General features: G+C 56.5%; 26 protein-coding genes. 8 read left to right on the forward strand and 18 right to left on the reverse strand.

Annotated features, from left to right (window positions below):
- Window positions 1–303: 303 nt before the first annotated feature.
- Together upp and Fuma_RS17255 are read left to right on the forward strand one after the other, a co-directional pair.
- Entirely contained in the window at window positions 304–966 is a 663-nt protein-coding gene (gene upp, locus Fuma_RS17250) for a uracil phosphoribosyltransferase (RefSeq protein WP_077025220.1), read from the forward strand.
- Window positions 963–2,366 (forward strand): acyltransferase family protein, encoded by a 1,404-nt coding sequence (locus Fuma_RS17255; protein ID WP_083732122.1) that lies wholly within the window; start codon window positions 963–965, stop codon window positions 2,364–2,366. Before upp ends, Fuma_RS17255 begins: the two co-directional genes overlap by 4 nt.
- A 68-nt stretch (window positions 2,367–2,434) precedes the next feature.
- Here Fuma_RS17255 and glgA read toward each other — a convergent pair whose 3' ends face one another.
- Entirely contained in the window at window positions 2,435–3,958 is a 1,524-nt protein-coding gene (glgA, locus tag Fuma_RS17260; RefSeq protein WP_229360680.1) for a glycogen synthase GlgA, read from the reverse strand.
- Between the two features lie 262 nt (window positions 3,959–4,220).
- On the opposite strand from glgA, the gene Fuma_RS17265 reads away from it, so the two are divergent.
- Window positions 4,221–4,730: a 6-pyruvoyl trahydropterin synthase family protein gene (locus tag Fuma_RS17265; RefSeq protein WP_077025221.1), complete on the forward strand. Its 510-nt coding sequence runs from the start codon at window positions 4,221–4,223 to the stop codon at window positions 4,728–4,730.
- A 253-nt stretch (window positions 4,731–4,983) separates the two neighbouring features.
- Complete coding sequence (locus tag Fuma_RS17270; RefSeq protein WP_145944230.1) at window positions 4,984–5,496, forward strand: hypothetical protein; 513 nt, start codon at window positions 4,984–4,986, stop codon at window positions 5,494–5,496.
- A gap of 32 nt (window positions 5,497–5,528) precedes the next feature.
- Here the strand turns inward: Fuma_RS17270 and Fuma_RS17275 are convergent, their stop codons facing one another.
- A complete protein-coding gene (locus Fuma_RS17275) occupies window positions 5,529–6,533 on the reverse strand; it encodes a YdjY domain-containing protein (protein ID WP_083732123.1) in 1,005 nt (334 codons plus the stop codon).
- 112 nt (window positions 6,534–6,645) lie between these two features.
- On the opposite strand from Fuma_RS17275, the gene Fuma_RS17280 reads away from it, so the two are divergent.
- Window positions 6,646–7,452 carry an SDR family NAD(P)-dependent oxidoreductase gene (locus Fuma_RS17280; RefSeq protein WP_077025223.1) on the forward strand — a complete coding sequence of 269 codons (807 nt, stop codon included), beginning with the start codon at window positions 6,646–6,648 and terminating at the stop codon, window positions 7,450–7,452.
- Window positions 7,453–7,513: 61 nt separating this feature from the next.
- On the opposite strand, the gene Fuma_RS17285 is transcribed toward Fuma_RS17280, so the two are convergent.
- A complete protein-coding gene (locus Fuma_RS17285) occupies window positions 7,514–8,599 on the reverse strand; it encodes a hypothetical protein (protein WP_077025224.1) in 1,086 nt (361 codons plus the stop codon).
- A 251-nt stretch (window positions 8,600–8,850) separates the two neighbouring features.
- Window positions 8,851–10,734: a signal peptide peptidase SppA gene (sppA, locus tag Fuma_RS17290; RefSeq protein WP_077025225.1), complete on the reverse strand. Its 1,884-nt coding sequence runs from the start codon at window positions 10,732–10,734 to the stop codon at window positions 8,851–8,853.
- 425 nt (window positions 10,735–11,159) lie between these two features.
- Here sppA and Fuma_RS17295 point away from each other — a divergent pair, with 425 nt between their 5' ends.
- On the forward strand, window positions 11,160–11,996 hold the full coding sequence (locus tag Fuma_RS17295; protein WP_077028372.1) for a phytanoyl-CoA dioxygenase family protein: 837 nt from the start codon (window positions 11,160–11,162) through the stop codon (window positions 11,994–11,996).
- A 27-nt stretch (window positions 11,997–12,023) separates the two neighbouring features.
- Here Fuma_RS17295 and Fuma_RS17300 read toward each other — a convergent pair whose 3' ends face one another.
- The 7 genes from Fuma_RS17300 to Fuma_RS17330 all read right to left on the reverse strand — a co-directional run bounded on the left by Fuma_RS17300 (window position 12,024) and on the right by Fuma_RS17330 (window position 17,878).
- Entirely contained in the window at window positions 12,024–12,905 is an 882-nt protein-coding gene (locus Fuma_RS17300) for an alpha/beta hydrolase (protein ID WP_077025226.1), read from the reverse strand.
- Between the two features lie 46 nt (window positions 12,906–12,951).
- On the reverse strand, window positions 12,952–13,755 hold the full coding sequence (locus Fuma_RS17305; RefSeq protein WP_077025227.1) for an SDR family NAD(P)-dependent oxidoreductase: 804 nt from the start codon (window positions 13,753–13,755) through the stop codon (window positions 12,952–12,954).
- Window positions 13,756–13,846: 91 nt separating this feature from the next.
- Window positions 13,847–14,623: an HpcH/HpaI aldolase family protein gene (locus Fuma_RS17310; protein WP_077025228.1), complete on the reverse strand. Its 777-nt coding sequence runs from the start codon at window positions 14,621–14,623 to the stop codon at window positions 13,847–13,849.
- 229 nt (window positions 14,624–14,852) lie between these two features.
- Window positions 14,853–15,638, reverse strand: a complete 786-nt coding sequence (locus Fuma_RS17315) for a TVP38/TMEM64 family protein (RefSeq protein ID WP_077025229.1) — start codon at window positions 15,636–15,638, stop codon at window positions 14,853–14,855.
- 109 nt (window positions 15,639–15,747) lie between these two features.
- Window positions 15,748–16,806: a dipeptidase gene (locus Fuma_RS17320; RefSeq protein ID WP_077028373.1), complete on the reverse strand. Its 1,059-nt coding sequence runs from the start codon at window positions 16,804–16,806 to the stop codon at window positions 15,748–15,750.
- A 26-nt stretch (window positions 16,807–16,832) separates the two neighbouring features.
- A complete protein-coding gene (locus tag Fuma_RS17325) occupies window positions 16,833–17,309 on the reverse strand; it encodes a DUF423 domain-containing protein (RefSeq protein ID WP_077025230.1) in 477 nt (158 codons plus the stop codon).
- Window positions 17,306–17,878, reverse strand: coding sequence for a DJ-1/PfpI family protein (locus Fuma_RS17330; protein ID WP_077025231.1), 573 nt, complete (start codon window positions 17,876–17,878; stop codon window positions 17,306–17,308). The genes Fuma_RS17325 and Fuma_RS17330 overlap by 4 nt, the downstream gene beginning before the upstream one ends.
- 108 nt (window positions 17,879–17,986) lie before the next feature.
- Here Fuma_RS17330 and Fuma_RS17335 point away from each other — a divergent pair, with 108 nt between their 5' ends.
- Together Fuma_RS17335 and Fuma_RS17340 are read left to right on the forward strand one after the other, a co-directional pair.
- Window positions 17,987–18,415: an ExbD/TolR family protein gene (locus Fuma_RS17335; protein ID WP_077025232.1), complete on the forward strand. Its 429-nt coding sequence runs from the start codon at window positions 17,987–17,989 to the stop codon at window positions 18,413–18,415.
- Window position 18,416: 1 nt separating this feature from the next.
- A complete protein-coding gene (locus tag Fuma_RS17340; RefSeq protein ID WP_077025233.1) occupies window positions 18,417–18,890 on the forward strand; it encodes an ExbD/TolR family protein in 474 nt (157 codons plus the stop codon).
- Between the two features lie 305 nt (window positions 18,891–19,195).
- On the opposite strand, the gene Fuma_RS17345 is transcribed toward Fuma_RS17340, so the two are convergent.
- The 7 genes from Fuma_RS17345 to fliN all read right to left on the reverse strand — a co-directional run bounded on the left by Fuma_RS17345 (window position 19,196) and on the right by fliN (window position 24,630).
- Window positions 19,196–19,840, reverse strand: a complete 645-nt coding sequence (locus tag Fuma_RS17345) for a hypothetical protein (RefSeq protein WP_077025234.1) — start codon at window positions 19,838–19,840, stop codon at window positions 19,196–19,198.
- Window positions 19,841–19,862: 22 nt separating this feature from the next.
- Window positions 19,863–20,102 (reverse strand): hypothetical protein, encoded by a 240-nt coding sequence (locus Fuma_RS17350; RefSeq protein WP_077025235.1) that lies wholly within the window; start codon window positions 20,100–20,102, stop codon window positions 19,863–19,865.
- Window positions 20,089–20,337: a hypothetical protein gene (locus Fuma_RS17355; protein ID WP_145944231.1), complete on the reverse strand. Its 249-nt coding sequence runs from the start codon at window positions 20,335–20,337 to the stop codon at window positions 20,089–20,091. Before Fuma_RS17355 ends, Fuma_RS17350 begins: the two co-directional genes overlap by 14 nt.
- Entirely contained in the window at window positions 20,334–22,481 is a 2,148-nt protein-coding gene (locus Fuma_RS17360; protein ID WP_077025237.1) for a flagellar biosynthesis protein FlhA, read from the reverse strand. The genes Fuma_RS17355 and Fuma_RS17360 overlap by 4 nt, the downstream gene beginning before the upstream one ends.
- Window positions 22,482–22,603: 122 nt before the next feature.
- On the reverse strand, window positions 22,604–23,281 hold the full coding sequence (fliP, locus tag Fuma_RS17365) for a flagellar type III secretion system pore protein FliP (RefSeq protein ID WP_083732127.1): 678 nt from the start codon (window positions 23,279–23,281) through the stop codon (window positions 22,604–22,606).
- 30 nt (window positions 23,282–23,311) lie between these two features.
- Window positions 23,312–24,205, reverse strand: coding sequence for a flagellar biosynthetic protein FliO (locus Fuma_RS34275; protein WP_083732128.1), 894 nt, complete (start codon window positions 24,203–24,205; stop codon window positions 23,312–23,314).
- Window positions 24,205–24,630 carry a flagellar motor switch protein FliN gene (gene fliN / locus Fuma_RS17375; RefSeq protein WP_077025239.1) on the reverse strand — a complete coding sequence of 142 codons (426 nt, stop codon included), beginning with the start codon at window positions 24,628–24,630 and terminating at the stop codon, window positions 24,205–24,207. Before fliN ends, Fuma_RS34275 begins: the two co-directional genes overlap by 1 nt.
- Between the last annotated feature and the right edge of the window lies 1 nt (window position 24,631).

Raw genomic sequence — 24,631 nt, forward strand, 5'->3', positions numbered from 1 at the left:
GCGATTCAGGAAAGCAGGGCCCAAGCGCGGCTGGCCAGTGTCAAAGATTCGTCGCCGCGATTTTCGCCAGGCCAGGTCGGACTCGACGACGACTGAGCCGCCAACCATTACATGCGACTCAGTCGCCGTCTTCGCTTTTTTAGTTGCTGACGACAAATTTCTGCCAAACACGGCGCGAGACAATCAATGCCTGGCATTCAACGATACGCTTCATCATAGTCACGATATGCAGGAAGCCAATCTGTCGAGCCTGGCAACCTTCGAATTCTTTTGGATGACGCGAAATCAGGAAGCGGAAACAAGATGTCGCCATCGTCGCCCACCGTCCACGTGCTGAAGCACTCACTGGCCGAACATCATCTTTCACGGCTACGGTCCGTCGATACCGTGGCAGCTCAATTTCGTCTGCACGTGAATGCGCTGGCGACGCTGCTGGCAGCTGAAGTCACCAGAAACCTGGCTCTGCAAGACTGCACTGTCACCACGCCGCTGGAAACGGTTCCCGCCAAAGAACTGAGCGGCCGGATTGCGGCGATTCCGATTTTGCGAGCCGGTCTGGGAATGGTGACTCCGATGACCGAGTTAATTCCCGACATCGAAGTCTGGCACCTGGGGCTGTACCGCGACGAAGAAACGGCGAAACCTGTTCGCTACTACGACAACCTTCCGCCCGACAGGCCCACCGACACAGCAATCGTGCTGGACCCCATGCTCGCCACCGGTGGATCGGCCGTGAGTGCCATCGAAACCGTGCGAGACTGGGGCGTTCGCGACGTCCGTCTCATGACAATTCTGTCGGCACCTGAAGGCATCGCAAAAGTGACGGCCCAGTTTCCCGACGTCCCCATTTACACGTGCGCGATCGATCGCGAATTGAACGATCGCAAGTTCATCCTGCCGGGCCTAGGCGACGCTGGCGACCGGATTTTCAACACCGAACAGCCGGACGAAAGCCAGGGCCGATGAGTGAAACCTACGCGCTGCAGAAACGGACACCAGAAGTTGTGCCGCCCTCACCCCCGCCAGGAACACCATCGTCGGCCGACAACAGCGGGAAACTAAAACCGCCAGGACGACTCGTTTCGCTGGACGCGTATCGCGGCTTCATCATGATCATGCTGGCGGCAAACGGCTTCGGCATCGCCAAATTTGCGTCGCTGCCAGAGAACAGTGAGGTCTGGAACAACTGGGATTATGACTGGTTTCAGCGGCTGAAATTCCACTTCACTCATCCAGACTGGTCAAGCATCACCGGATGGATGGGCGTTTCGTTCTGGGACATGATTCAGCCGTCGTTTATGTTTATGGTTGGCGTCGCAATGCCGTTTTCCTACTCGCGGCGGGCGGTGATGGGCAGCCCCTCAAAATGGCTGACTCTACACGCCTTGTGGCGAGCCATCGTGTTGGTGCTGATGGGCGTCTTTCTGTACTCACTAAGCAAGGGCCAGACGAATTGGATCTTCACCAACGTGCTGGCTCAGATTGGCCTTGGCTATTTCTTTACGTACCTGCTGTTGGGACGATCGACGACAGTGCAGGTGGCCACCATCGCTGCGATTCTTGTCGGCTACTGGGGTTTGTTCGTCATGAATCCGCCTCCGGAAGATTTTGATTACGAGGGCCTGCAAGTCTCGGAAGAACGAGACGAAATCTACACGGGGCGTTTTGCGGCGTGGAGTAAGAATTCGAACGTCGGACACACGTTTGATGTTTGGTTTCTAAACAAACTTCGGATGCCGGTGGAAGACGGCGTCGACCCTGAACTGACGAAGGAATCAGCCGGGCCTATTCGCCGTTGGTGGTTTTCTTCGCCGGAGAAGTACACTCACAACGGCGGCGGGTACCTCACCCTGAACTTCGTCCCGTCTATCGCCACGATGTTGCTGGGCGTTCTGTGCGGGCAGTTGATGTTGTCCCGTCGATCACACGGCGACAAACTGCGGCGGCTGCTAATCGGCGGCGCGCTGTGTTTGGTACTAGGCATTGCCGCTCATCACACCGTCTGCCCGATCGTGAAGCGGATCTGGACACCGAGTTGGGTGCTGTTCAGCGGCGGTTACACAATGTGGATGCTGGCTGGCTTCTACGTTCTGTTCGACGTGCTGCCACTGAAGAAGCTGGCGTTTCCGTTGGTCGTGGTGGGCATGAATTCGATTGCCATGTACATGATGGGACAGATGCTGCGCGGCTGGACAACAAATAAAGTCGTCAAGACTCACTTTGCCGGAGTGCTGCAGTCCGCATTTGGCCCCCACGCGGTAGACACCGATCACATCGGAGCCATGGTCCTGCCGACGGCCACGTTCGCTGTCTTCTGGCTGGTCGCTTACTGGATGTACCGCAATCGCTTTTTCGTGAAGGTCTGAAAGCGAAGGCAGAAGGCGCGACAGGGCTTCCCTTCCGCCTGCCAGGTTCTGCCTTCCACTGTCGCAGATTACTCGCGCCCGTCGTTCGCGCGATCATGGCGACGTTCGAGGGCCTGACGGTAGACGTCGGCATAGCGCATTGCGCTGGTGTGCCAGGACCAGTCGATCGACATGCCATTGATCATTAACTGATGCCACACATCCGGCTGACGATAAACTTCGACCGCTCGTTCGACGGCTTCCGCCAAAGCGGTTGACGAATATTCTTCGAACACAAACCCGGTGGCCGTATTGTCCTGAATGGTGGCGGGATTAACGTCCACCACAGAATCGGCCAGTCCGCCGACCAGGCGCACTACCGGTAGAGTGCCATACCGCAGACTGTACATCTGGTTTAAGCCGCATGGTTCGAATCGGCTTGGCATCAGAAAAGAGTCCACGCCTGCTTCGATCTGATGAGCCAGTCCGTCATCAAAACCAATAACTGCCGCAACTTTGCCAGGATTGTGCTCGGCAAGGTGCTGCAGGAAGTTTTCAAAGTGGGGGTCGCCAGTGCCGAGAAAGACCATCTGTATATCATGAAACAGCAAACGGTCTGCGCAGTCGGCCAGCAGGTCTAACCCCTTCTGATCGGACATTCGCGAAACCATTCCGAACAGCGGCACGTTCGGTCGGTCCGGCAACCCGACTCGCTTTTGCAGCGCGGCCTTGCATTCTGCCTTGCCGGGTTTGATCGCGGCAGTGGAATAGTGGGCGGGCAAATGCGGGTCGGCAGAAGGGTCCCAGACCGTGTCGTCGATGCCATTTAAAATGCCGACCAGATCGCCGTTGCGATAGGTCAGCAGACTGTCCAGCCCTTCGCCGCCTTCCGGTGAGCAGATTTCTTTGGCATAGGTTGGGCTGACAGTCGTCACCTGGTCGGCGAAAGCAATGCCGGTTTTCAGCAGATTCAGATCACCGAACATTTCCATCTGACGCATGTTAAAATAGCGCCACTCCATGGCCGTTAGATGCATGTCCAGGTGCCAGAAGCGGCCCTGGTACGCCATGTTATGCAGCGTCATCACCGAAGCCGCGTTTTCGAATCCTGGACGCCGCGCGTGATGAGCGTGCAACAGGGCTGGAATCAGTCCTGTTTGCCAGTCGTTGCAATGAATGATGTCCGGCCGCAGCACCATCTGCTGACAGACTTCCAAAACGGCTCGACTGAAAAAGCAGTAGCGTTCGCAGCTGTCGCGGTATCCTTCGCCCGCTTCCATATAAAGCTGAGGTCGGTCGAAGTAGTAGGGCTGACTAATCATCAGCACCTTTACGGACGTATCCGGCAACATCGTCCAGTTGACGCCGCCGTTCACGTAGCGACCATTCATCGACAGCGAGAATCTCATGCCGGTGTCGGCGACGGTCGGCAGCTTCTCCTGCTGTTTCAGACGCAGTTCGCGATAGTCCGGAATGATGATGGTGACGTCGTGGCCGAGAGCATCCAAAGCCTTCGCCAATGCCGTTGAGACATCAGCGAGACCACCGGTTTTGGAAAATGGGACCGCTTCGGAAGCGGCCATGACGATTCGCATTCGATCGGATGTGAGCATGTTGGATTTTGAAGGCTGAATGTCTGTTTGAGCGGCGTGCGTTAAGATATTTGGGACAGCAGGTTCCCGTACGACGCCAGGTGGCAAGGCTTACACGGCAACTTCCACCTATCGGTCGGAATCGAAAATCACTGCAGCAGACTTCGGCCTCGTGCGGAGATCCGTTTGTGACGGCGCTAAGATTTGGCGAATTGAACGATTGTATCGACGGCAGGGGCAGCTAAAGTGAGGTGCTACGGTACGTCAGGCAAAGGAAACGTCAATGATCATTCGCAAAGAGTACAAGTTTTATGCGGCTCACCGCAACGAAACGCTGCAGGACAAGTGCAGCAACATTCATGGGCACCGCTATGGCCTGCGAATTCACTTCGAAGTGGAACGGGAAGGCGACATCAGCACGCTGTTTGGCGACTTTGATGACAAGATCGAACCGTATCTGAAGTCGAACTTCGACCACGGAATGCTGATCAACTGCAACGACCCGCTGTACCAAACGCTGCTGGATCACACCAAACGCACGGGCGAACATTTCCGTCTGAAGGTCTTTGACGGCCCGACAAGTGTGGAAAACCTCGCGTGGATCATGTTTAGCGAAATCACCGAAATGGGCTTTCGACTGGACCGTCTTGAAGTTCAGGAAACGGACACGTCCACGCTGATCTACACGCGCGAAGACTGGGTTCGCGACAACCGACACTTCGCGAAGTCGTCCGGTGAAACGTCTAACGACGAAAAGGAAACCAGCGAAACACCAAGCAATAAAACGGTGTAGAATTCCGGCGGCGCAGACCTTCCTGCAGCAATTGCCGGACATCGTTTCGTGTCGGTCGATGCGCTTTCACCCACGGAGGGAACAGACCGCGATTCATCTTGCAGGCCGGCAAACGGGTGACCGACACTGGGGCATTCTTACTCCAATAACAGCCATGCCCCTGCTGAGACTTCAGATGACCTGCAGATACGCCACCCTACGTGCTTCGCTCATGATCTTGGTATGCACCAGTGTCACGGGCTGTGCGACAATCATGAGTGAACGCAAATATGAAGTGACGATGGACAACACGGGTGGTCCGACATACTTCACGGTGCAGGACGACAAAAAGCAAATTGTCCATTCCGGCGTCACGCCCAAACAGGTGACGTTGCCCGCCAAAGGAAAATGGCTGCTGCCAGCAAAATATGACGTCACGTATGCGGGCCGCGATGGTGTTGAACAACATCGACTGAAGGCTCGCCTGGACTGGTGGACAGCGGGCAACCTGGTGCTTGGAGGCGTTGTCGGAATTGCGGCCGATGTCGCCACCGGTGCCATGTGGCGACTCGACGACCGAGTGACCGGTCAGGTCACCGCTCAAAATGTCGTGTCCAACGAAAGCGAAGGCGGAGCGGTGCTTGCCAACTGGTCCCGCCGCAACTCACAGAACTCGGCTACAGTGGCTTCTTACGAGACAAACGAATCCTATGCCGCGCCAACGGCCAATGAAGCGCAGCCGATTGAAGTTCGTCAGGCGTCTTTCGGCCTCGCCCAACAACGTTAGGTCGGCCAGGTTCAAATTAACCTGGAGATCCACTACGGCTTTGTCTCCACTTTCGGCTCAGGCTTGATCTCGGGCACCAGCTCAACCACAACCGGCGTACCTCGAGCAGGCACTCGACCGGCCCATGCTTCGTAGGACTGGCCTCCATCATCGGCCGAACTGGCTTCACGCACGTCGATCATCGCACTGGCGAAGTTGGCCACGCAGATCAACTGACCACCTTCGGCCGCGTAAAGTTTTTGGGTCAAGCCTTCCGGCACGTACTGATAACTGCCCGCGAACACGAATTCGGCTTCCATAGGCCGCGATTGGCTGTCGCGATAGAAGCTGCGAATGGCGGCCTGGTACGCATCGTCCTTGTTCAATGTCAGCAACTTGTCACGCTGCTTTTCGGACATGTGGCCAAACCACAGAATTTCTTTGTTGTAAGGATCGTATCGCAGTTCCATCAACGGAATTTTGACGCCTGCCGGCGGTGCGGCCAGCTTTTGAGAGTAGTAGCGTGACACCGTGTGCCGCATCCATTCCTGCACATTCTTACGCTGAAGTTTGCCAGCGTCGTCCATCCAGTTAACAAAGATCTTAATCGTCGGCCCTGACGATGCTTTGAATTCCGGAGTGAACGTCGCGGGTTTGCCAGGTTCGATACCGAGCGCCAAGAGGCCGGCATGGACGACAAACGCTTTGCTCCGCAGCCACAAAATCGATTCGTGTTCTTTTGTCTGTTCAAGACAGCACAACATTTCCAGCGGACAGTCTTCACACGCGACTTCGGTGTGCAGCAGAACGCGATTCTTCTTTTTGTCCAGCACCACTGTCTGATGCGGATTTAAAGGAACGCCAGACTGCATCAGCTTTTTCAAAGCCTCCGGCAGCGGCGCCATCGCGGACAGATCCACTTTCTCATTTTCAGACGCGTCGGCAGTGGCAGGTGATGAATTTTCCTGGTCGGCTGCCTTCTGAGCCCATAACGCTGGTGCCCAAAATGGTACCAGGACCATGACGACGACCACGCCGATGCTGCGTTGAATTTTCATTGAAGTTGTTTCCGGCTTTTCGTTGAGTGGCAGTCGGTAGCTGTGTGTTTATGATACGCGGCTTAGTGAGTTGAGCAACAGCCATTAGTAGATCGACGTGGTAAACCTTCACATGAACGCTCTGGAAAACAAAACCGCTTTCATCACCGGCAGCACGCTCGGGATCGGTCGTGAGATGGCAGTCGCTGCCAGCGCCGCCGGAGCAAACGTAGTCCTGCACGGCTTGCACGATGATGACGCGGCCAAAGACGCTTTGACGGCTTGTCCCGGGGAAGCGGCGCTTGTCACCGGCGACCTGGCATCCGATTTGCCAGGCTGCGCGTTGGATGTGGCCGAAAAAACGATCGAACTGTTTCCGGATGTGGATCTGCTGGTGTGCAACGCCGGCACGTACATCGATAAGCCGTTTCTGGAGATGGATTTCGCGACATTCGATCGCACCATGAAGTTGAACGTCTATTCGCAGTTCGTCCTGGTTCAACACTTCGCGCGCCGATGGATCCAGAACGGTGTCGCAGGGCGAATCGTCATCACGGGATCCATCAACGGGCGTCTGGCCGAAGACGCTCACGTGGCCTACGACACATCCAAAGGCGCCATCGAATCGATGGTGCGATCGCTCGCCGTCAGCCTCGCGCCACACGGCATTCGCGTGAACGGTATCGCCCCGGGGCTGTTTAGAACTCCGCTTACCGAACCTGGGCTGAAAGATCCGAACGCGCGCGCGTGGATGGAACTGCACACGCCCAATGGAAAAGTGCCGGGGCCGGAAGTTGTGGGCGGCACGACCGTGTTTTTGCTCAGCGATGCGGCCGAACATATTCACGGCCAGATGTTATTTGTCGACGGCGGCATGAGTGCCTGGCAGCAACCGGAAATGCCTGCCGGCTGGAATGCCGGAATGGCAAATAAAAAATGACCAATGAGTGCTTTCAGCTCCCATTGGTCACTTCGAGTTAATCGCCTGTCATCGCCGCCAATTAGGGCAGTGCTACAGTCTTCAAATTCAGCGTGCCGTCTTTGTCCAGCAGCACGACCGCGTGGTCGTCATTCAGCTTGTCCAGCTGCACGACGCCCTGCATCGATTCGATCGTTTCATAGCTTTGCCCCGCAGCTCCGCCGCCGCTGACTTTTTCGGTCAGGCCCTTGTTTTGGCTAAGTCCCGCCGTGGTGATTTTCATCACGCCGCGAGCACTGTTGCTAAGCAGCAGGAATTCGTCGTTCCCCTTTTTGTAGCTAATCATGTCCAGCGGGCGATTGCGGTTGCCCAGTTCCGCGACGGTCGTGCCTTTGATTTTGTCAGCCGCATCCTTCAATTCCTTCAGCGGAATCTTGACCAGTGGCGTGCAGACATAGGCCGCCAGCAGGCTGGGTTCGCCGTCGATATTCAGTGGCACGAAGGTTCGCACGGCGGCGTAGTCTTCGGTTCGGCCGTGAGCCGCGTGATAGATTTCAACACCGGTGCCCTTGTCCGCATCCGCGAAGGGAAAGTTTAGCTCACGCACGCTGGACGCTGCTTCGCCAGTACGCAGCCCGGAAATCAGGACTTTGCCTTCATACCATGCCAGGTCCGTAATCGCATCGGTGCGGTTGTTGCGTCGTCGTCGACCTTCGCCCACCTCTTTGTCTTCCGGAGCGTCCGCCAGTTCCGCCTTGGAAAACCGAACGTCCTTCAAGGTAAGTTCAGTGATCTTGCCCGCTCCGTCGATCTGCACGATGGCGGGTTTGCCGTCAGCAGTGACGGAAGCGAAGACGTTGCCGGTGCGAGGGTTCACGGCGAGGTCATTGATGGTCGCCTTACCGCCGACAACATCACTTACCTTTGCACCAAGATCGTCGACGTTGATGTTGCACTTTGACGCATCGCCTTCTTTGTTGCCTGTCGCGATCGCGAATACCGCCGCCGACTTGGTATCGCCGACAAACAGAATGTCGTCCGGCCCAAATGTAAGCGATCCCGCCGACTTGATCTCCGGCGTGCCTCGCTGAAGCCCCCAAAGATCCGCTCCGAAAGTGGTGGTTCCGGTGATCAGAACCGCCGTCATTAACAGACTGAAGTGTTTCATGTGATCGCTCCTTTAAGTGAGTCTATCTGCAGGCCCGGTTGTGTGTAGATTTGAACAACATGAGATTATCCATCGGGCGTCCAGGATGGAAGCGAACACGACGCGAAGATGGCCAGGCTGGAAGGCAACAAAACGGAGGGTGCTTACAGGCGAAGCCAACCCAAGTTCTCGCCGCTGAAACTCATACTCCAGCCAAAGCCCCCAGTGCTTCGCTGGGGGCTTTTTCCGCCGTCAACCCGCAGAGGCTGCCACTACTTTCCGAGCGACAAAATTGGCATCGTCAGTGACGCTTTTTCGTGTTGCAGAATCGTAAGCTGTAGCAACGCTTGCTTGATCGCCGTCACTCGCGACGGATCGATATTCTGCAGCAGCGGCAGCGCCACTTGCAGGACGGGCGGCACAGTTGCTTCCGTTTGCCCCAAACTCAAATGCTTGCCGTCGTCCTTTGGCCCCGCAAGGTCGCTCATCAGCATTTCCATGAAGTTTTTGGGGCGTGGGACGATCCGCGTGTCGTAACCAGGCTTCAGATCTGCCTTTTCAGCGGCCAGGACGACCGCGTCATGCAATCCGCCGATGCGATCGACGAGGCCCAATTCCAGCGCCTGTTGACCGGTGTAGACTCGGCCGCCAGCCAGATCGTCGATGGGCTTCTTCAAGCGATCACCGCGAGCTCCCGTGACGTGCCCCTTGAAGACTTCGTAAACCTCATCCATATAGCTTCTCATGGCCGCCCGTTCGGAATCAGAAAACACGGCAGCGGAACTCAACATGCCCGCGTTCTTTCCACGTTCGATCGGTGTGAAGCTGATCCCAAGTTTGTCCCACATGGCAGTGGTGGCAAACTTGCCAACGACAACTCCAATCGAACCAGTGATCGTGGATTCTTCTGCCAAAATTGTGTCTGTGCCGCAGGCCACGTAGTAGCCGCCACTGGCTGCCACATCGCCCATCGAAACCACAAACGGCTTCTTCGCGGCCACTCGTTTGGTGGCATTCAAAATCACTTCACTCGCGACAGCTGATCCGCCCGGAGAATTGATTCGAAACACGACGGCCTTGATCGCGTCATCTTCGGCCGCTTCGTCCAACGCTTTGCGGATGGTGTCTGCAAATGCGGCTGAGTCGGCCAGAAATGGATTGCCACCGCTGCTGCCCGGCATGATGGCTCCTTCCAGATACACAATCCCCACGCCCGGTTTGGTGCTTTTGCGAGGTGTGGATGGAGCCAGCAGTTCTGCGTAAAAATTCATGACGCCAAATGGCGACGACAGGTCAATCTGGCTGCCGGATTTCTTGCCGTAACGACGATCAAACTTCAGATCATCGCCGTACAGTTTCTTTAAACGATCCTCGAACCCCTGATGGTGCTCGACGACGTCAATGATGCCTTTCTTGACCGCTCGTTCTGCCGTGAACACGCCTTCGTCGATCCATTCGGTCGCCGTCTTCACTGACACGCCACGCCCTTCAGCGATGGTTTCAACCATGTTGTCGTAAAGGCCATCGTATAACCACTTAGACATCGCAGCCGCGTTCTCACTGGGCGACGTCCGCATGAACATTTCGCCCGCACTCTTGTAATCGCCGCAGGTGAAGTAGTCCGGCACGACACCAATTTTGTCCAGCATGCCTCGCAGAAAAATCTGTTCGCCGTACATGCCTGTGATGAACATGTAGCCCGTCGGCACCATGCTTAATTCACTGGCGTTGCCAAGTAGAGCCAGTTGGCCGGTCGTGAAGATGTCTGTGTGGACATGAACTTTTTTATCAGCCGCTTCGATCTTCTTGATCGCTCGGACAACTTCTTCCAATTGAGCCCGGCCCAAACCAGCGTTGCTGAGTTCCAGGACCATGGCGGGAACTTTGTCGTCGCTGGCTACTTTTTCCAGCCGGGTCAGCAAGCTGTGCAATGATTCCGGCGTGCTTCCACCAAACGAAAACGGCATGTCTTCGGCCACCGGCTTTTCGGAGATCCCCGTGAGCCGAAAGACGGGGATGACAGCTTTACCCGTCTTCTTCGCGGCCGCAGGCTTGTCCTTTTCGGGCGCATCCTTTGTGGCAGTTTCGTCGGCCGACAATGCTGCGAAATTCAGCAGAAACGCGGCCGTAGCAGTGAGGAACAGTGTTGGCTTCATGAGTGTTGTCTTTCAGAACCAGATGGGGAACACAGCCTTGCTGTGTCGCGTCGGCGACTGGAAACGGCTTTGGTGAGCACCAGCGAATGCCAGCCGTGGGGAACGGAATTGCTACCCGGTCCGCCTGCGTGAGTTCATTCTGACAGTTTCCGACGGCTCTGTGAACGACGCACAACCCACCATTCACACACTAACGGAAATTCGCCAGAAGCCGATACTCAGCAAATCCGTGCTTCTGTTCGTCTGTGGACCGAAAGAATTGGCGGTTTTCTGCGCCTTTGCTTTACCTTCGCATGCCATCACCGGCGTTCTGGTATGCAGATCGGACGTGTTCTACAATTTCGGCTACGCGCCGTGTTCTGCGGTTTGACGGACTGTCAAATCCGAGCGAAGGCAAGAACTTAACCGTCAACCAAGGCTTCACCATGTCGGCATCCCCGGACTTTAAGATCACACCCGACGACAACGAACTGGCCGATATTCCTCGCGACTTGAAATTTCACCCGGCCGCCACATCGTCCCCGGCCGTGCTGAATGAGGAACAGATTCGCAGCTATAACGATGACGGCTACATCAAACCGATCGACATTTATTCCACTGCAGAGATCGCAGAGATTCGTGACTACTTCGACGGCCTGCTCGAAAAAACTCTGGCCGCTGGCGGCAACAGCTATTCCATCAGCACGGCTCACATGAAATACGGTCGCGTGTACGACATGCTGACCAACAAAGTGATCGTCGATTGCGTTGCCGATCTGCTCGGTGACGACGTCATCGCCTGGGGATCTCATTTCTTCTGCAAGATGCCAGGCGACGGCAAAGATGTGGCCTGGCATCAGGATGCCAGCTACTGGCCGTTGTCGCCATCAAAGGCAGTGACTGTCTGGTTGGCGATTGACGATGCCGATGTGGAAAACGGATGCATGAAGTTCATTGCGGGCAGCCAGCATTCGGGACACCTCACCTACCACAAAAGCGATCCGGGCGATCACAGCGTGCTGGACCAGGTGGTAGAGAATCCCGAACAGTATGGACCGGTCGTCATTGACGACCTGAAAGCAGGGCAGGCGTCGATTCATAACGACCTGCTGCTGCACGGATCCGACGCGAACCACTCAAACCGCCGCCGCTGTGGTTTAACCTTGCGCTATGCAGCGGCAGAAGTACGAGCCGCCATGGGCTGGAACGCGAAGGGTCTGGTTGTGCGAGGTACCGATGCCGCCGGCCACTGGGGGAATCCGCCTCGACCAACCGCAGAGTAGCAAGAAACGAAAAGGGGCACGCCACTTTCACCCGCGCCGCGCATCTTCGATTAGCCGTGAAATTTCTTCCGTGATCGTTTTCGCGGCCAGATGCACGATGTTGTTATGACCGACGCCCGGCAGGTTGACCCACCGTTTGGCGCGTCCGGACTTCGATTTTTCAGGCGTCGCATCAAATAACCGCTGGCCGAATTTCTGCTGAACAACCGTATCCTGATCGCCATGCAGCAGCAGCACCGGGCAGGTGACGTGTTTGATTCGGTCGTCGGACGGATAACGGTCAAGTAGCACGGCACCAACCGGCAACCACGGATAGTGACTTCCCGCGACGTCCACCATTGACGAAAACGTGGCGACGGCAATTAGCCCCGCCGGATCATTCTTTGCCTGGCACTGTTTTGACGTCAGGTAAACGGCCGCGGCACCACCCAGCGACGTGCCCATCACCAATAGGTCACCCGGCGCGTAGCTCAGTTCTTCAGCGGCAAACTTCCATGCCGCGTCGGCGTCTAATTCCAAAGCTTGCTCACTTATCTTACCTTCAGAATCGCCGAAGCCGTGGTAGTCAATCGCCAACACGTCGACGTTGGCGTTCGCCAAAATTCTGTACCAGTCAATGCGATAGCCTCGGTGCCCCGCGTTGCCGTGGAAGAAGATTACCAGCGGTCGATTAGGACGGTCGTTCTTCGCTCCATCTTTTTGCAGCAGCCAGCCGCCGATTCGCTTTCCATCGGCGCATTCCAGCCGCACGTCTGTGGCCGCCGGATACATCTTCATCACGTCGTGCACCTGAGCCACCGGCATCGCACTTTCGGTGCGAGGATGGTACATCAGATATCGTTGAAAGAAGGCCAGCACGATCACCACCAGTGTGTATGCAATAAAGCCGCCGCGAACTAGTCGCCTCATTTTGGACCTTGGCTTCTTAGCGGTTGAAGGCATTTTCGTATCGCGATCAGTCCTGTGCGTCGTTCGCCTTCAGCGGTTCAGCATGATCCAGCGTGCAGTCTTTGTAGCGAAACAAGCCGTCCACCGGCAAAACGGTTCCGGTGATGTAGTCGGCCGCGTCTGAACACAAAAAGGCGGCCGCTTTGCCGATATCGTCTGGCCGGCCCAACCGCCGCCACGGTAGTGCCCGAGCCGCCTCGGCAATCGTATCCTCGGAAAACGTTTCATGTTCACCAGGCGTGTCGATCCAGCCGGGTTCAATCACGTTGACATTGATGCGATGAGGCGACAATTCAACCGCAATCGACGCCGCCATATGGTTCAGCCCCGCCTTTGCGGCTCCGTAAGCAAAACACAGCGCGAATGGCATTTCGGCCTGCACGCTGGAAATGAAAACGATCTTGCCGCGAGTGCCCCGATCCACAAAATGGTTTGCCACAAGCTGGCTGATGTGAAAGCCGCTGGCCAGAGTTCCGTTAAGCGTCTTTTCGAATAGTTCCGGTGGGCAATCGAGAAACGCCTGCCGGCGACTGAACGCCGGATTGCTGACCAGAAGGTCTATACCGGACGTCTGCCGCACCGCTTGTTCCACAAGCTGAACGCAGCCTTCTCGCGAAAACACGTCGGCCGCGATGACCGTGCATTGTCGCCCAAGGGCACGAATTTCTTGAGCCGTCGATTCCAAATCGGGGCTGCCGGGGCGGTCGTTGATTACCACGTCGGCTCCAGCCTTCGCGATTTCCAGGGCGCACCCTTTTCCGATGCCGCGCCCTGCTCCGGTGACCAGTGCCGTTTTGCCAGAAAGGTCCATTTAGAATGGCTCCGTCAGATTAGAGTGATTCGCAGACAGAAGCTGTGTTTGAAAGCACCGTGCCGCTCACCGATGGCCGGTCCAAATTTCTTCAGCGAGGGTTGTTGTCGAAATTGGCTGCACATTCCTGCAGCAGTTTCATCATCGCTCCGAAATCGCCGCCGTGAGCCAGCAACTGGGCGCCTTGAGCCTGTCGTTCTGCAAGGATCTCCGGTGTGCCGACCGGACTGCCCCACGCTTTGCCATGCTGTTTGCAGGCAGCGGCCGTGTCGGCGAAGGCAGAATCCAGCGTCATGTCGCCATCGAAATGTTTGAGCCTTAGACCCAGATCGCCTGGCCCGACGAAAATGCCGTCAACGCCTGGTACCGCCGCAATTTCCGACACTGCCTGAATGGCTGTTGGTGTTTCGACCTGCACGACCAGAAATGTTTCGTCGTTGACTTTGCTTAAATAATCGTCAACGCCCGGCATCCCGTCGACAAGGTAGTCTGCATCCAGTCCAGCTCCGTCAAGACCTCGATCGCCCATCGGCGGATACTTAATGCTGTCGACCAGCATTTTTGCCTTTGCCGCGTCGTTGACGTGTGGAATCATTAGCCCGGTCGCCCCGTCTTCGAGGTACCGATACAGCCGCGTTTTTTCCAACGTGGGAGGTCGCACCATGATATCGATATCGTGCAGGTGCGAATGAACCAGCAGAGTTTCGATGTCGCGATCAGCGATGTTGCGATGTTCAAGATCCAGCCAGATGCAGTCGAAACCGAAATGAGCCGCGTGCTTGACGAAACCCGGGATATAGTGGCCAAGGCAGCACATTCGCACGGTTTCGCCGTTTCGCAGACGTGCCAGAGTTTTACTTTTTCGCATCGGAAAGGTTGCTGTTGCAGAAGTAAGGAAAGGTGGGAGCCGGAAGGATATTCGCGGCGACGGAAAATTGCCAATGGTTCCGCCGTATCATGAATTCTTAGACAAACTTGTTGGCAATGGTACTCTTACGCTGTGAAGGCCCGGTCGACGATGCGTGACGAATCGGTTTGGCGGCTGTTGAGATCAATAATGTCGACGGTTGTTCACCGGTTTTAGACATGGCAACTCGTCACGTATCCCGGCCGGGTTCTTCTTTGTTCTGCAATGCTTCGGGAGTTCGCCCGAACTTTGCCATCAGCTTTTTGACAACGATTGGAAAAAGCCCCAGCAAAACAAACGCGGCGACCAGCGGCCACGACAGAATACTTTGCCAGCCCTGATCGGCCAGAGTCTGTAAATCGGGCACTTGAGTCCCCGCGTACACAAACACACAGGTGCCCGGCAGCATTCCGCATTGGCTCACCCACCAGAACGTGGTCACCGAAATCGGTGTCAGCCCCATCACAACGTTAATGACGAAAAACGGTACCGCCGGAATCAGACGCAGCGAAAACAGATAGTAGGCACCTTCCCTGCGAAATGCCTTGTTGACCGATTCCAGTCGCTCAGAAAATTTCGACTGGACGGTTTCCTGCAGCAGATACCGGCTTAGCAAAAATGCGACGGTAGCTCCCGCGGTCGATCCGAAGCTGACAATCAGCAAGGCCTTCCAGAATCCGAAAAACCAGCCGAAGACCAAAGTCAGCGGGACCGCTCCTGGCAACGACAGCCCCGTCACCACGACATACACCAACCAGGCCGCTCCGTACGCCAGCACGGGATTATCTTGCTGCCAGGATTGTAACGCCGCCTCTTTTTCGGCCAGCCCTGCCAGAGACAGATCGTCTCCGTAATTGAAATACGCAACCCCGATCACACTCACCAGCGCAGCGAGGACGACCACTTTAATAAGCTTCGACGCACTTCCCGACGTCCGTGAAGCGTCAGCCGTCGGCTCAGTTGCTTCAGTCGTCACACGGACTCTCCTGTCGCTTTCCGCGCGATATCATGGTCATTCGATGGCACTATTCTGCTGAAGACGTCTCGCTTATCGCGTCACGTGACTCCAACGACTACTCCAACGACTACTTCAACGCTCGCTGGAAAAACCGAACCCAGTTGCCGTGCATGATGCCCGCGATGTCCGCATCAGAATAGTTGCGGGCACTTAGTAACTCGCCGATCTTCTGCAGATCAGCAATCGTTTCCAGGTCGTGAGGGCATTGTTCTTTGCCGAAGCCGCCGTCCAGATCTGAGCCGATCCCGCAGTGCTGAGTGTTGCCGGCCAACTGGCAAATATGATCAATGTGATTGACGGCGTCAGCTAACCCGACTGTCTTCGGATCCGTTTTGCCACGCACCCAACCCGGCCCGATCATCCACGAATCCAGTGCCAGGCCAATCACCGAATCACGTTTCAGCAGCGCCTGAATCTGTTCATCATCCAGTTGTCGGTCGCCCGGCACGAGAGCTCGGCAATTGTGATGGCTGGCAAGAACCGGACCGGTATAGATGTCCAGCGACTGCCAGAAACAATCGTCAGACAGATGAGTCACATCCAGCAGCATGCCGACACGATCCATTTCTCGCAACAGTTCCGGGCCCTTCTCTTTCAGCCCGCCTTTGCTGCCGGTCCCGTGGCCGTAGTCGTCCGGGCCGTAGTGAGCCGGTCCCAAAATCCGCAGCCCCATATTGTACCAGCGTTCAATGTAAGAAGGATCTGGCACAGCCCAGCTGCCTTCCATACTTAAAATGAAGCCGATTGGTGCCGTCGAAGTGTCACCCTGCTGCCACAGCGCGACGTGTTGATCCAGTTCGGCAACATTCGACAGCTCCGCCATTTGCCCGGCTTCCACCATCGTTCGATACCACGCCAATTGCCCCTGCATCGCAGCAAAAGCGGCCAAACGCGATTGGTAAAACGTTAGCGGCGCTTGCTTGCGGTTAAAGCGAGGCAGCAGCGTCGCGATCACCAACCCAATGTTGCCATCGCGCAACGCGGGCAAAGTGGTCGTGGCGTCGCCCGTCGCGCAGCAATCAAACTGGCGTTCGAATTCGCGAAGAGCTGACACCGGCTGCAGCAGGTCACGGTTCCATTCCAAAGCGTTCCAGGCAAGGTCCAGATGAGCGTCAAAGATAAGCATGTGGAAATAATTTCCGTTGTTGAATTTCAAACCGTAGATTTCAGATGACCGTCCGCCGGCATACGACACAGCGCCACCGCCAGCGTAGCCCAACCGATCAGCAGCAGAGTTCCACCAAACGGAGCCACCATGGCCCAGTCCAGACCGGCCGTGTGCCGGCCGCCAATGACCAGCACGTAAAGTGCTCCGGAAAACAGCAGGATGCCGGCCGTGAAGCTCCACGCGGCCGCGCTTAGCAACTTCGACGGTCCGCGTTGCAGCAGCAAGCCAACGCCCAGCAACGCCAATGCGTGCCACATGTGATAGCGAACGGCTGTGTGGTAATCCTGCAAATATTTGTACGGTGCCGGCACTTCGAAACCAGCGACCGCCTTGGGCGGCATCTGATGATATTTGTCCGTCAGGAATTTGGAATCGGCAAGGCCGTGAGCACCAAACGCTCCCAGCAGGACGGCCAAAAAGCCAAACACAGCGGCCAAAACAAGGCATCTCTTAGCGGTCATAGTACCCCCAGCAGTTTCAGAAATTCGCGGCAGAAGGCGGGGTGAGCGGGCCAGGCAGGAGCAGTCACGAGGTTGCCGTCGACCAGAGCTTCCGTCGGAGCCATCTGTTTATAGGTGCCTCCCGCCAGCATCACTTCCGGGCCGCAAGCCGGATACGCCGTGCAGGTCCGCCCCTTCAGAATTCCAGCCGCCGCCAAAATCTGAAGGCCATGGCAGATGGCGGCGATGGGTTTGCTCGCTGAATCGAACGCCTTGACGATGTCTAAAACGCCGGAATTCAGCCGCAGATATTCCGGAGCACGCCCGCCGGGGATCAGCAGGCCGTCATAGCTGGCAACGTCAATCTTTGCGAAGTCCGCATTCAGCGTGAAGTTGTGCCCCGGCTTTTCGCTGTATGTCTGATCGCCTTCGAAATCGTGAATCGCGGTGCGAATTTGGTCGCCGGAAGATTTGTCCGGGCACACGGTGTCCACGTCCACGTTGACTGTCAGCAGAGTTTGAAATGGGACCATGATTTCATAGTCCTCAACATAATCCCCTGCGAGAAGTAGCACCCTTTTGTTGGCCATGAATTTCGTTCCTGTTTCTAAACCCGCGACGTTCTTATTCGCATCGAATCCTAATCCCGCCTCGTCCAAAAGACCACGATGAGATACACTTTCCCGCTGAGGGAAATCATGAGACTACCAACTCACTTAAGTCAGCGGACGCCGTTGCGGTTTAACATTACGCCGTTAATCGACGTGGTATTTCTGCTGATTATCTTCTTTCTGGTGGCCAGCCACTTTGTCCGCAGCGAACAGGCCGAAGCAGTCGCATTGCCGACAGCAACTGCGGGCGAAGCAGACGACCAGCAGGCGCTGCACCGGTTGACGGTCACCATCAACAAAGACGGATCTCTGTTTATCGCCGGCGAACCGGCCGATGAGGCGTCCGTTCAACAGCGAATCAAAGACCTGCACGCTGCAGCCGTGGCGGCCAACATCGAACCTGAGCTCCGTTTGCGTCTGCACCGCGAAGGGCGCTACGGCCAGACTCGCAAGCTGATCGAATTCGCCGCGTCTCAAGACATCCGCAGCGTAAAGTTTGCGGTGGATGTACAGTGACATGCGAATCCCAGGCCACCATCAACGACGCACCACGTTAGACAACGACAGTATGACGCCGATGATCGACGTCGTGTTTCTGCTGCTGGTCTTTTTCGTCTGCGCATCGATCGGTCAAAAACCCGAATCACTGCTGCCTGCCGCATTGTCCGCCGGAGCGACCGAAACCGACGTGCAATTGCCGCCGCCGGATCCGACTGAATTTCAGGCTCAGGAGGTCCGGATCCGCCTGGCCAATGACGCCGCCACCGGACGCCCCCAGATTCAGCTAAACGAACAGCCGATTGCCGATGCCGCGGAACTCACCAGCCGCCTGAAACGTCTGGCCGAAATTGATCCTCGTTCGCAGATCATTCTGTTCGTGGACGACGACGCGAGTAACCAGCAGTTCATCGGCATCTACGATTTGTGCCAGGTGCTGGCCTTCGAATCGATTTCATTTGCCGTCACCGAAGCAGCCGTCAACAGCCAGTAACCTTGCTTCTAGCGACTTGAACTTGGTGCCAATAGTCACACCACGCGCGGCATCTATTTCCCGCGTTTGTCTGTCCGCATACACCTCCCCCAGCGTAGCGTCGGGGGAGGTCGGACGGAGCGAAGCAACGTCCGGGAGGGGGCGAGCATGTCGGTATGCTGCAGGCGGAGGCTACGGGCGGCTCCTTGCCAAAAAGACAGGTGGCAACAAGAAATTGCGAATTATGAAGTTGCGCTTGGCCCACCGGGCGGAAACCCACCACTCGAATTCTGCAGGCGAACAAGCTGTCGCGCTGTTTCCACTCGCTACCGCGTCGACGAACCGGGACTCGTCCCCCGTTGCCCGCTCGCTTCGCGTTCCGCCACAATCTGGTCGACCATTTCGGAAATCATCTGCAGCGATGCCATGTCGCTGCGATGTTGTTCTTCCGTCGTCCGGTCGATGCGACGGACCTCACTGCGCCAGTGATCGATTTCCTGCGACAACCGGTTCACTTCGCGGTTCATCGCGACAAGGTGACGATCCACCGATTTCCTGTCGTGTTTTTCCTGATCAACCTGAGTTTCCAGCGCCAAAAGGCGACGGTCAAATTCTGCTTTGGCCGCCTTTAGCTGAGCTTCACAGGAATCCGGCGCGGGCGGCATGTATTGGCTGCGTTCCGGAGAAAACACGTCGTCGGAAGATGGAAAGGTTGTCACGGGCAGGAACTGCTCTGCCGATGTCAGCTCACACATGGGAGGAGACATCATCGGCTGAGACTGCCCCGTCATATCGATGGCCGGCCCCATATCAATGGACTGCACCTGATTCTGGCAGTTAGCGCAGCGGCAATCCTCACCGTCATTACGTGCCGTTCGATCCATCGACGCGCAGCCGGACAGGCAGCAGGAAATGAGCACCGCGACTGCGGCGCGTAGCGAATTCTTCTTTGCAAAAGATGTCTCAGTCATTATTGATTGATCCTTTCTTCGCTCACGCATATTCACATGCGATCACTGTTGTCTGGCCGCAGCCACACTGCACATGAATCTCGGTCACGTTGCCGGATGCGTCCCGGACTTCCTGCACTTTGGGCGTTCCATCGGCGTCACCGTGATGATGCGGCGTTCCAGCGTTCCTGCCGAAGGCGGAGTTCGCTCCAACACGCACCGGCGCCGCGCTGATTCGCACGTCGCCGCCTGACAGGATTTTGCTTCGACTAGCTTCCGACATTCCCTGCTTCCTGATCTTCAACGTTTAATGCCTGTTCCGACATCCAATACAACAACTTTCGCAGCGACTTCACGGCGAACCATGAAACTGCGGCGACGATTACGACTCGCACTGTTAGCTCAAACGGCTGCACACTGCGAAGAATGCCGATGCCAAGTGTCATAAACCCCACAAAGAATCCGATCGCTTTGGGCAGAAGGGAATCCGGGTCAAAAGGATTGCCGTCTGACATCATGCGGCCTCCGCACTATCGCCCGCTGCCGTCTGAGCGTTGTTGCGAGCGTTCGAGGCGACCGCTTCGTCACCCATAATTTCTGCGTACGGAAGCACGCGAACCGTTTCGACGTTCATGTCGATCGGCAGTTCCTGATACGCCACGATTGCCAGGTCCGGCGTGGAGCGTGCCAGAATTTTCTTCAACGGTCGCCGTAGCCGCTGGTCAACCAGGATCGCCAACGGCTGGTGCAGACGGTCGGCTTCCGAGGCAGCCGCCTTAACTGCTTCGATCAGCCGAGACAACGGACCGGGGCCGATCGCCAAAATGCCTTCGTGAACACACTGGCGCAGATGCCCGTCTAATTGAGGTTCCAACGCCAGAATTCGCAGCGTGCCCGAATCTGTGCGATACGGTTCGCAAACTAATCGGCCAAGGTCGATTCGCACTTTGTCCGTCAGCACGTCGGCGTTCTCGGCGGAATGAGCGTGGTTGACAATCGATTCGAGCACCAACGCCATGTCGGACAACGGAATACGATCGGCGGCCAACTGCACCAACACCTGGTGCAGCGTGCCCATGCGAATCGTTTCTGGATTGATTTCGTCAACAATCGTCGGCGCGAATTCCCTGACGCGTTCCAGCATCTGCTTTAAAGCTTCGCGAGTCAGCAGTTCGTGAGCGTGGCGTTTTAGAATTTCGCCAAGATGAGTGATCAGCACACTTAATGGATCGACAACCGTGCAACCCTGAAGTTCTGCGCTGCGAGAAGTTTCCGGAGCAATCCAGACGGCTCCCAAGCCAAACGCCGGTTCAATGGCCGGCTCGCCGGAGATCGACAGATCCTTGCCGTCGGGATAGATTGCAAGCAGCTGTTCCATCCGCATTTCGGCACTCGCCACTTTGCGGCCTGCAATCATGATGCGGTATTCGTCGGCCTCAAGACTCAGGTTACTCTGCACCTGAATCGGTGGGATCCAGCTTCCATTGCTGCGACTGAATTCTCGCCGCAGCGCGGTAATGCGTTCCGACAGCCCTTTGACTCGGTTGCTTGTGATATACGGAACCAACCGCGCACCGACTTCCACGATGGCTCGATCGGACAACAGGAATTCGTCTAAGTTGCGCGTGTCATTCAGCTCGCCGTCTGCTTCTTCCTCTTCTTTTGGCAGTTCGGCTTTCTTTTTCTTCGCTTCGATGTCTTTTTCACCCTGTCCCAAAAACAGCAGCAGACCGCCTGCGATTCCGAGGAAAGGAAGTTTCGGCAATCCGGGCATCAGCGCGACGACGGCAAGGATGCCGGAACCGATCATGATCGGTCGGTCACTGCGGAACATCTGCCCGCGGATTTCATCGCCGAGGCTATCGTCAGATGATGTTTTGGTGACCAGAACGCCGGAAGTCGTCGCGATGATCAACGCCGGAATCTGTGAGACCAATCCGTCGCCGACCGTCAGAATCGAATAGGTGTGGATCGATTCGACAAAGGACAACCCGTTCGTCATTCCAATGATCATGCCGCCGATCAGGTTGACGGCAGTGATAATCAAACCGGCAATAGCGTCGCCGCGCACAAACTTACTGGCACCGTCCATGGCTCCGTAGAATTCGGTTTCGGAAGCCAGTTCGTCGCGGCGTCGTCTGGCTTCCGGCGCTTTGATCTGACCGGCGGTCAGTTCTGCGTCGATGGCCATCTGCTTGCCGGGCAATGCGTCCAACGTAAACCGAGCAGCCACTTCGGAGACTCGCGTAGCACCTTTTGTGATCACCATAAACTGGATCGTGACCAGGATCAAAAAGATCACCAGCCCGACCACAAGCTGACCGCCGACAACATAATTTCCGAACGCCGTAACAATGTGGCCCGCGTTACCGTCCAGCAAAATCAGCCGAGTAGTCGCGACGTTCAACGACAAGCGATACAACGTCAACAGCAGCAGCAGCGACGGGAAGACGGAGAGTTCGAGTGCTCGCTTGGCGCTGAGTGTCACCAGCAGCAGAAGGGTTGTCACGCCCAAATTCCCCGCCAACAGAACGTCCAGCAGCCATGACGGCAGCGGCACCAGCATCACCATCAAACCCATTAACATCCCGAACGACAACAGAGTTTCACTCTGCTGCAGCCAGTGACCGTTGGGGTTTTTGATTGGAAGCTGGTTAGCCATAGCGGGGAACGGACGCAGTCAGAAGGGTGACAGAATTGAAACTGGAAGGGCGAAGGCACAAACAGCTAGGCGAGAACGAATCCGTAAATCCTTCTGCCCTTCGCTGGCTGCCGTCTACCCCGTCAGTGGAAACTCGTACTCAACACCCTCGCAATCAGCTGCCAGCCGTCGACCATGACGAACAGCAGAATTTTGAACGGGGTCGAAATAATCATTGGCGGCATCATCATCATGCCGAGCGACATCAGGATCACAGAAACGACAAGGTCGACCAGCATGAACGGGATATACAAACAGAAGCCCATGATGAAGGCCGTCTTTAATTCACTGACGACGTAGGCCGGCACGAGAACTCGCATGGGCGTATCAGATGCAGTCGCAATCGAACGCACGTCCGCCATATTTGCGAACAGAGCGATGTCTGCTTTTCGAGTTTGAGCCAGCATGAAACCCTGCAGCGCTGAAGCCGCGTTTTCGAAAGCGATGTCGCCCGTAATCTCCTCATCCAGATACGGACGAACGGCCGTGTTTTCGATTTGGGTGAGCGTCGGAGCCATCACGAAGAACGTCAAGAATAGTGACAATCCCAGCACAACCTGAGTCGGCGGAATCTCCTGCGTGGCGAGGGCCCGGCGCACAAACGACAGTACGATCACGATTCGCGTGAACGCCGTCATCGTGACCAGCGCAGACGAAATGAACGCCATCCCGCCAAGGAACAGCGCCACTTTTAGCTGCGGTGACAACTCCTGAAAGCCAGGAGTGTCCATCACCTGTTGAATTGTTGACGCAGAATCCATTCTGAGATTTCAGGCTACAGATCAGAGTTTTCAAATTTCAAATTTGGCTGAGTGGTGGTCCAGTTGTGGCACTGGCTGGCCGTGGTCCGCTTCGCCCATCACTTCGTCAAACGACGCAGGAGCCAGCACGATGCTCTGAATACCGGACGCATCGCATCCAACAACCGCCTGAATGTCTCGCAACTGCACAAGGCTCACACTGCGGTTGGGCCCGAGCGAAACGGTTTCGAGGACTCGCGAATGCCCTTGAGTCTCCGGCAGCATGCCGTTTTTTCGCTGCCACCGACGCACGCCCAATGCGGTAAGAACACATAAACACAGGATGATGACTGTCCATGTCGCCAGCCGCGCGATCATGTCCATGTCGGAAGGCTGAGCAGCGTCGGCAGAAGTTTGAGTGGTTTCGGGACTGTCGAGATCCAGGAAGGCAGGCTGCGAGTTTGTTTCGGTGACGCCAGGTTTTGCGGGTGATTGAACTTCGGCCGTCACGCTGGCTTGTGGTTGTTCCTGCTGAAAGCTGGCCGGTACCACCTGACCGCGCAATTGGCCACCTCTCCCCAGCGAAGCTGAGGGGGAGGTCGGACCAGCGGAACGAAGTCCGGAAGGGGGATTTGCATGGTAGCTGGCTGCTGACGTCCCACTTGGAACGCGAGGTCGGCCCTCCCCCGAACCTCGCTCCGCTCGTTCAACCCCTCCCAGGCCTGCGGCGGGAAGGGTGGACGCTGGGGCTCCGCTGTCGTTTAGTGACAACCTCTGCAGCCGCTGCCGAAAGTCGGGATTCAACTTCGACACGCTCGAAGGTGCATGTTGCGATTGAACAGGCGCAGCAGAGTTCGCGGTTGGTGTACTTTGCTGACCGTAGCATGGCGACGCTGCGACCAGCAGTAGCGCGAGCACGCGGCCAATGATGCGAAAGCCGTGCATCACGCGGCTCCTCCCATCGTCGCGCCGTCTGACGTGTCGGCGACTTCCGTGATCCGCACAGCAAAGCGATCGTTAATCACAACGACTTCACCACTGGCAATGCGAACTCCCTGAGCCATCACTGCCACGGGTTCGGTCAATTCGCGTTCCAATTCGACAACTGATCCTTCGCCCAGTTGCAGCATTTCACCAATGTTCATCGTCACGCGGCCAATTTCCACTGAGATATCCACGCGGACATCGGCGAACCGCTCCAAAGATGAACGTGTGCCGGACGTTCGCCGAGCAGCTTCGGGAAATTCGGCCGGATGCACTTCCGGCGCACCGCCCGCCGGCGCGCTCATGTCGGCAGCCGTTTCCGGAACCGTTGCACTTGCCGCGTCAGACGCGCTTTGATCGTTGATGTCATCGCCAGGTTCGCTCACG

This window comes from Fuerstiella marisgermanici, from assembly GCF_001983935.1.
Classification (GTDB): domain Bacteria; phylum Planctomycetota; class Planctomycetia; order Planctomycetales; family Planctomycetaceae; genus Fuerstiella; species Fuerstiella marisgermanici.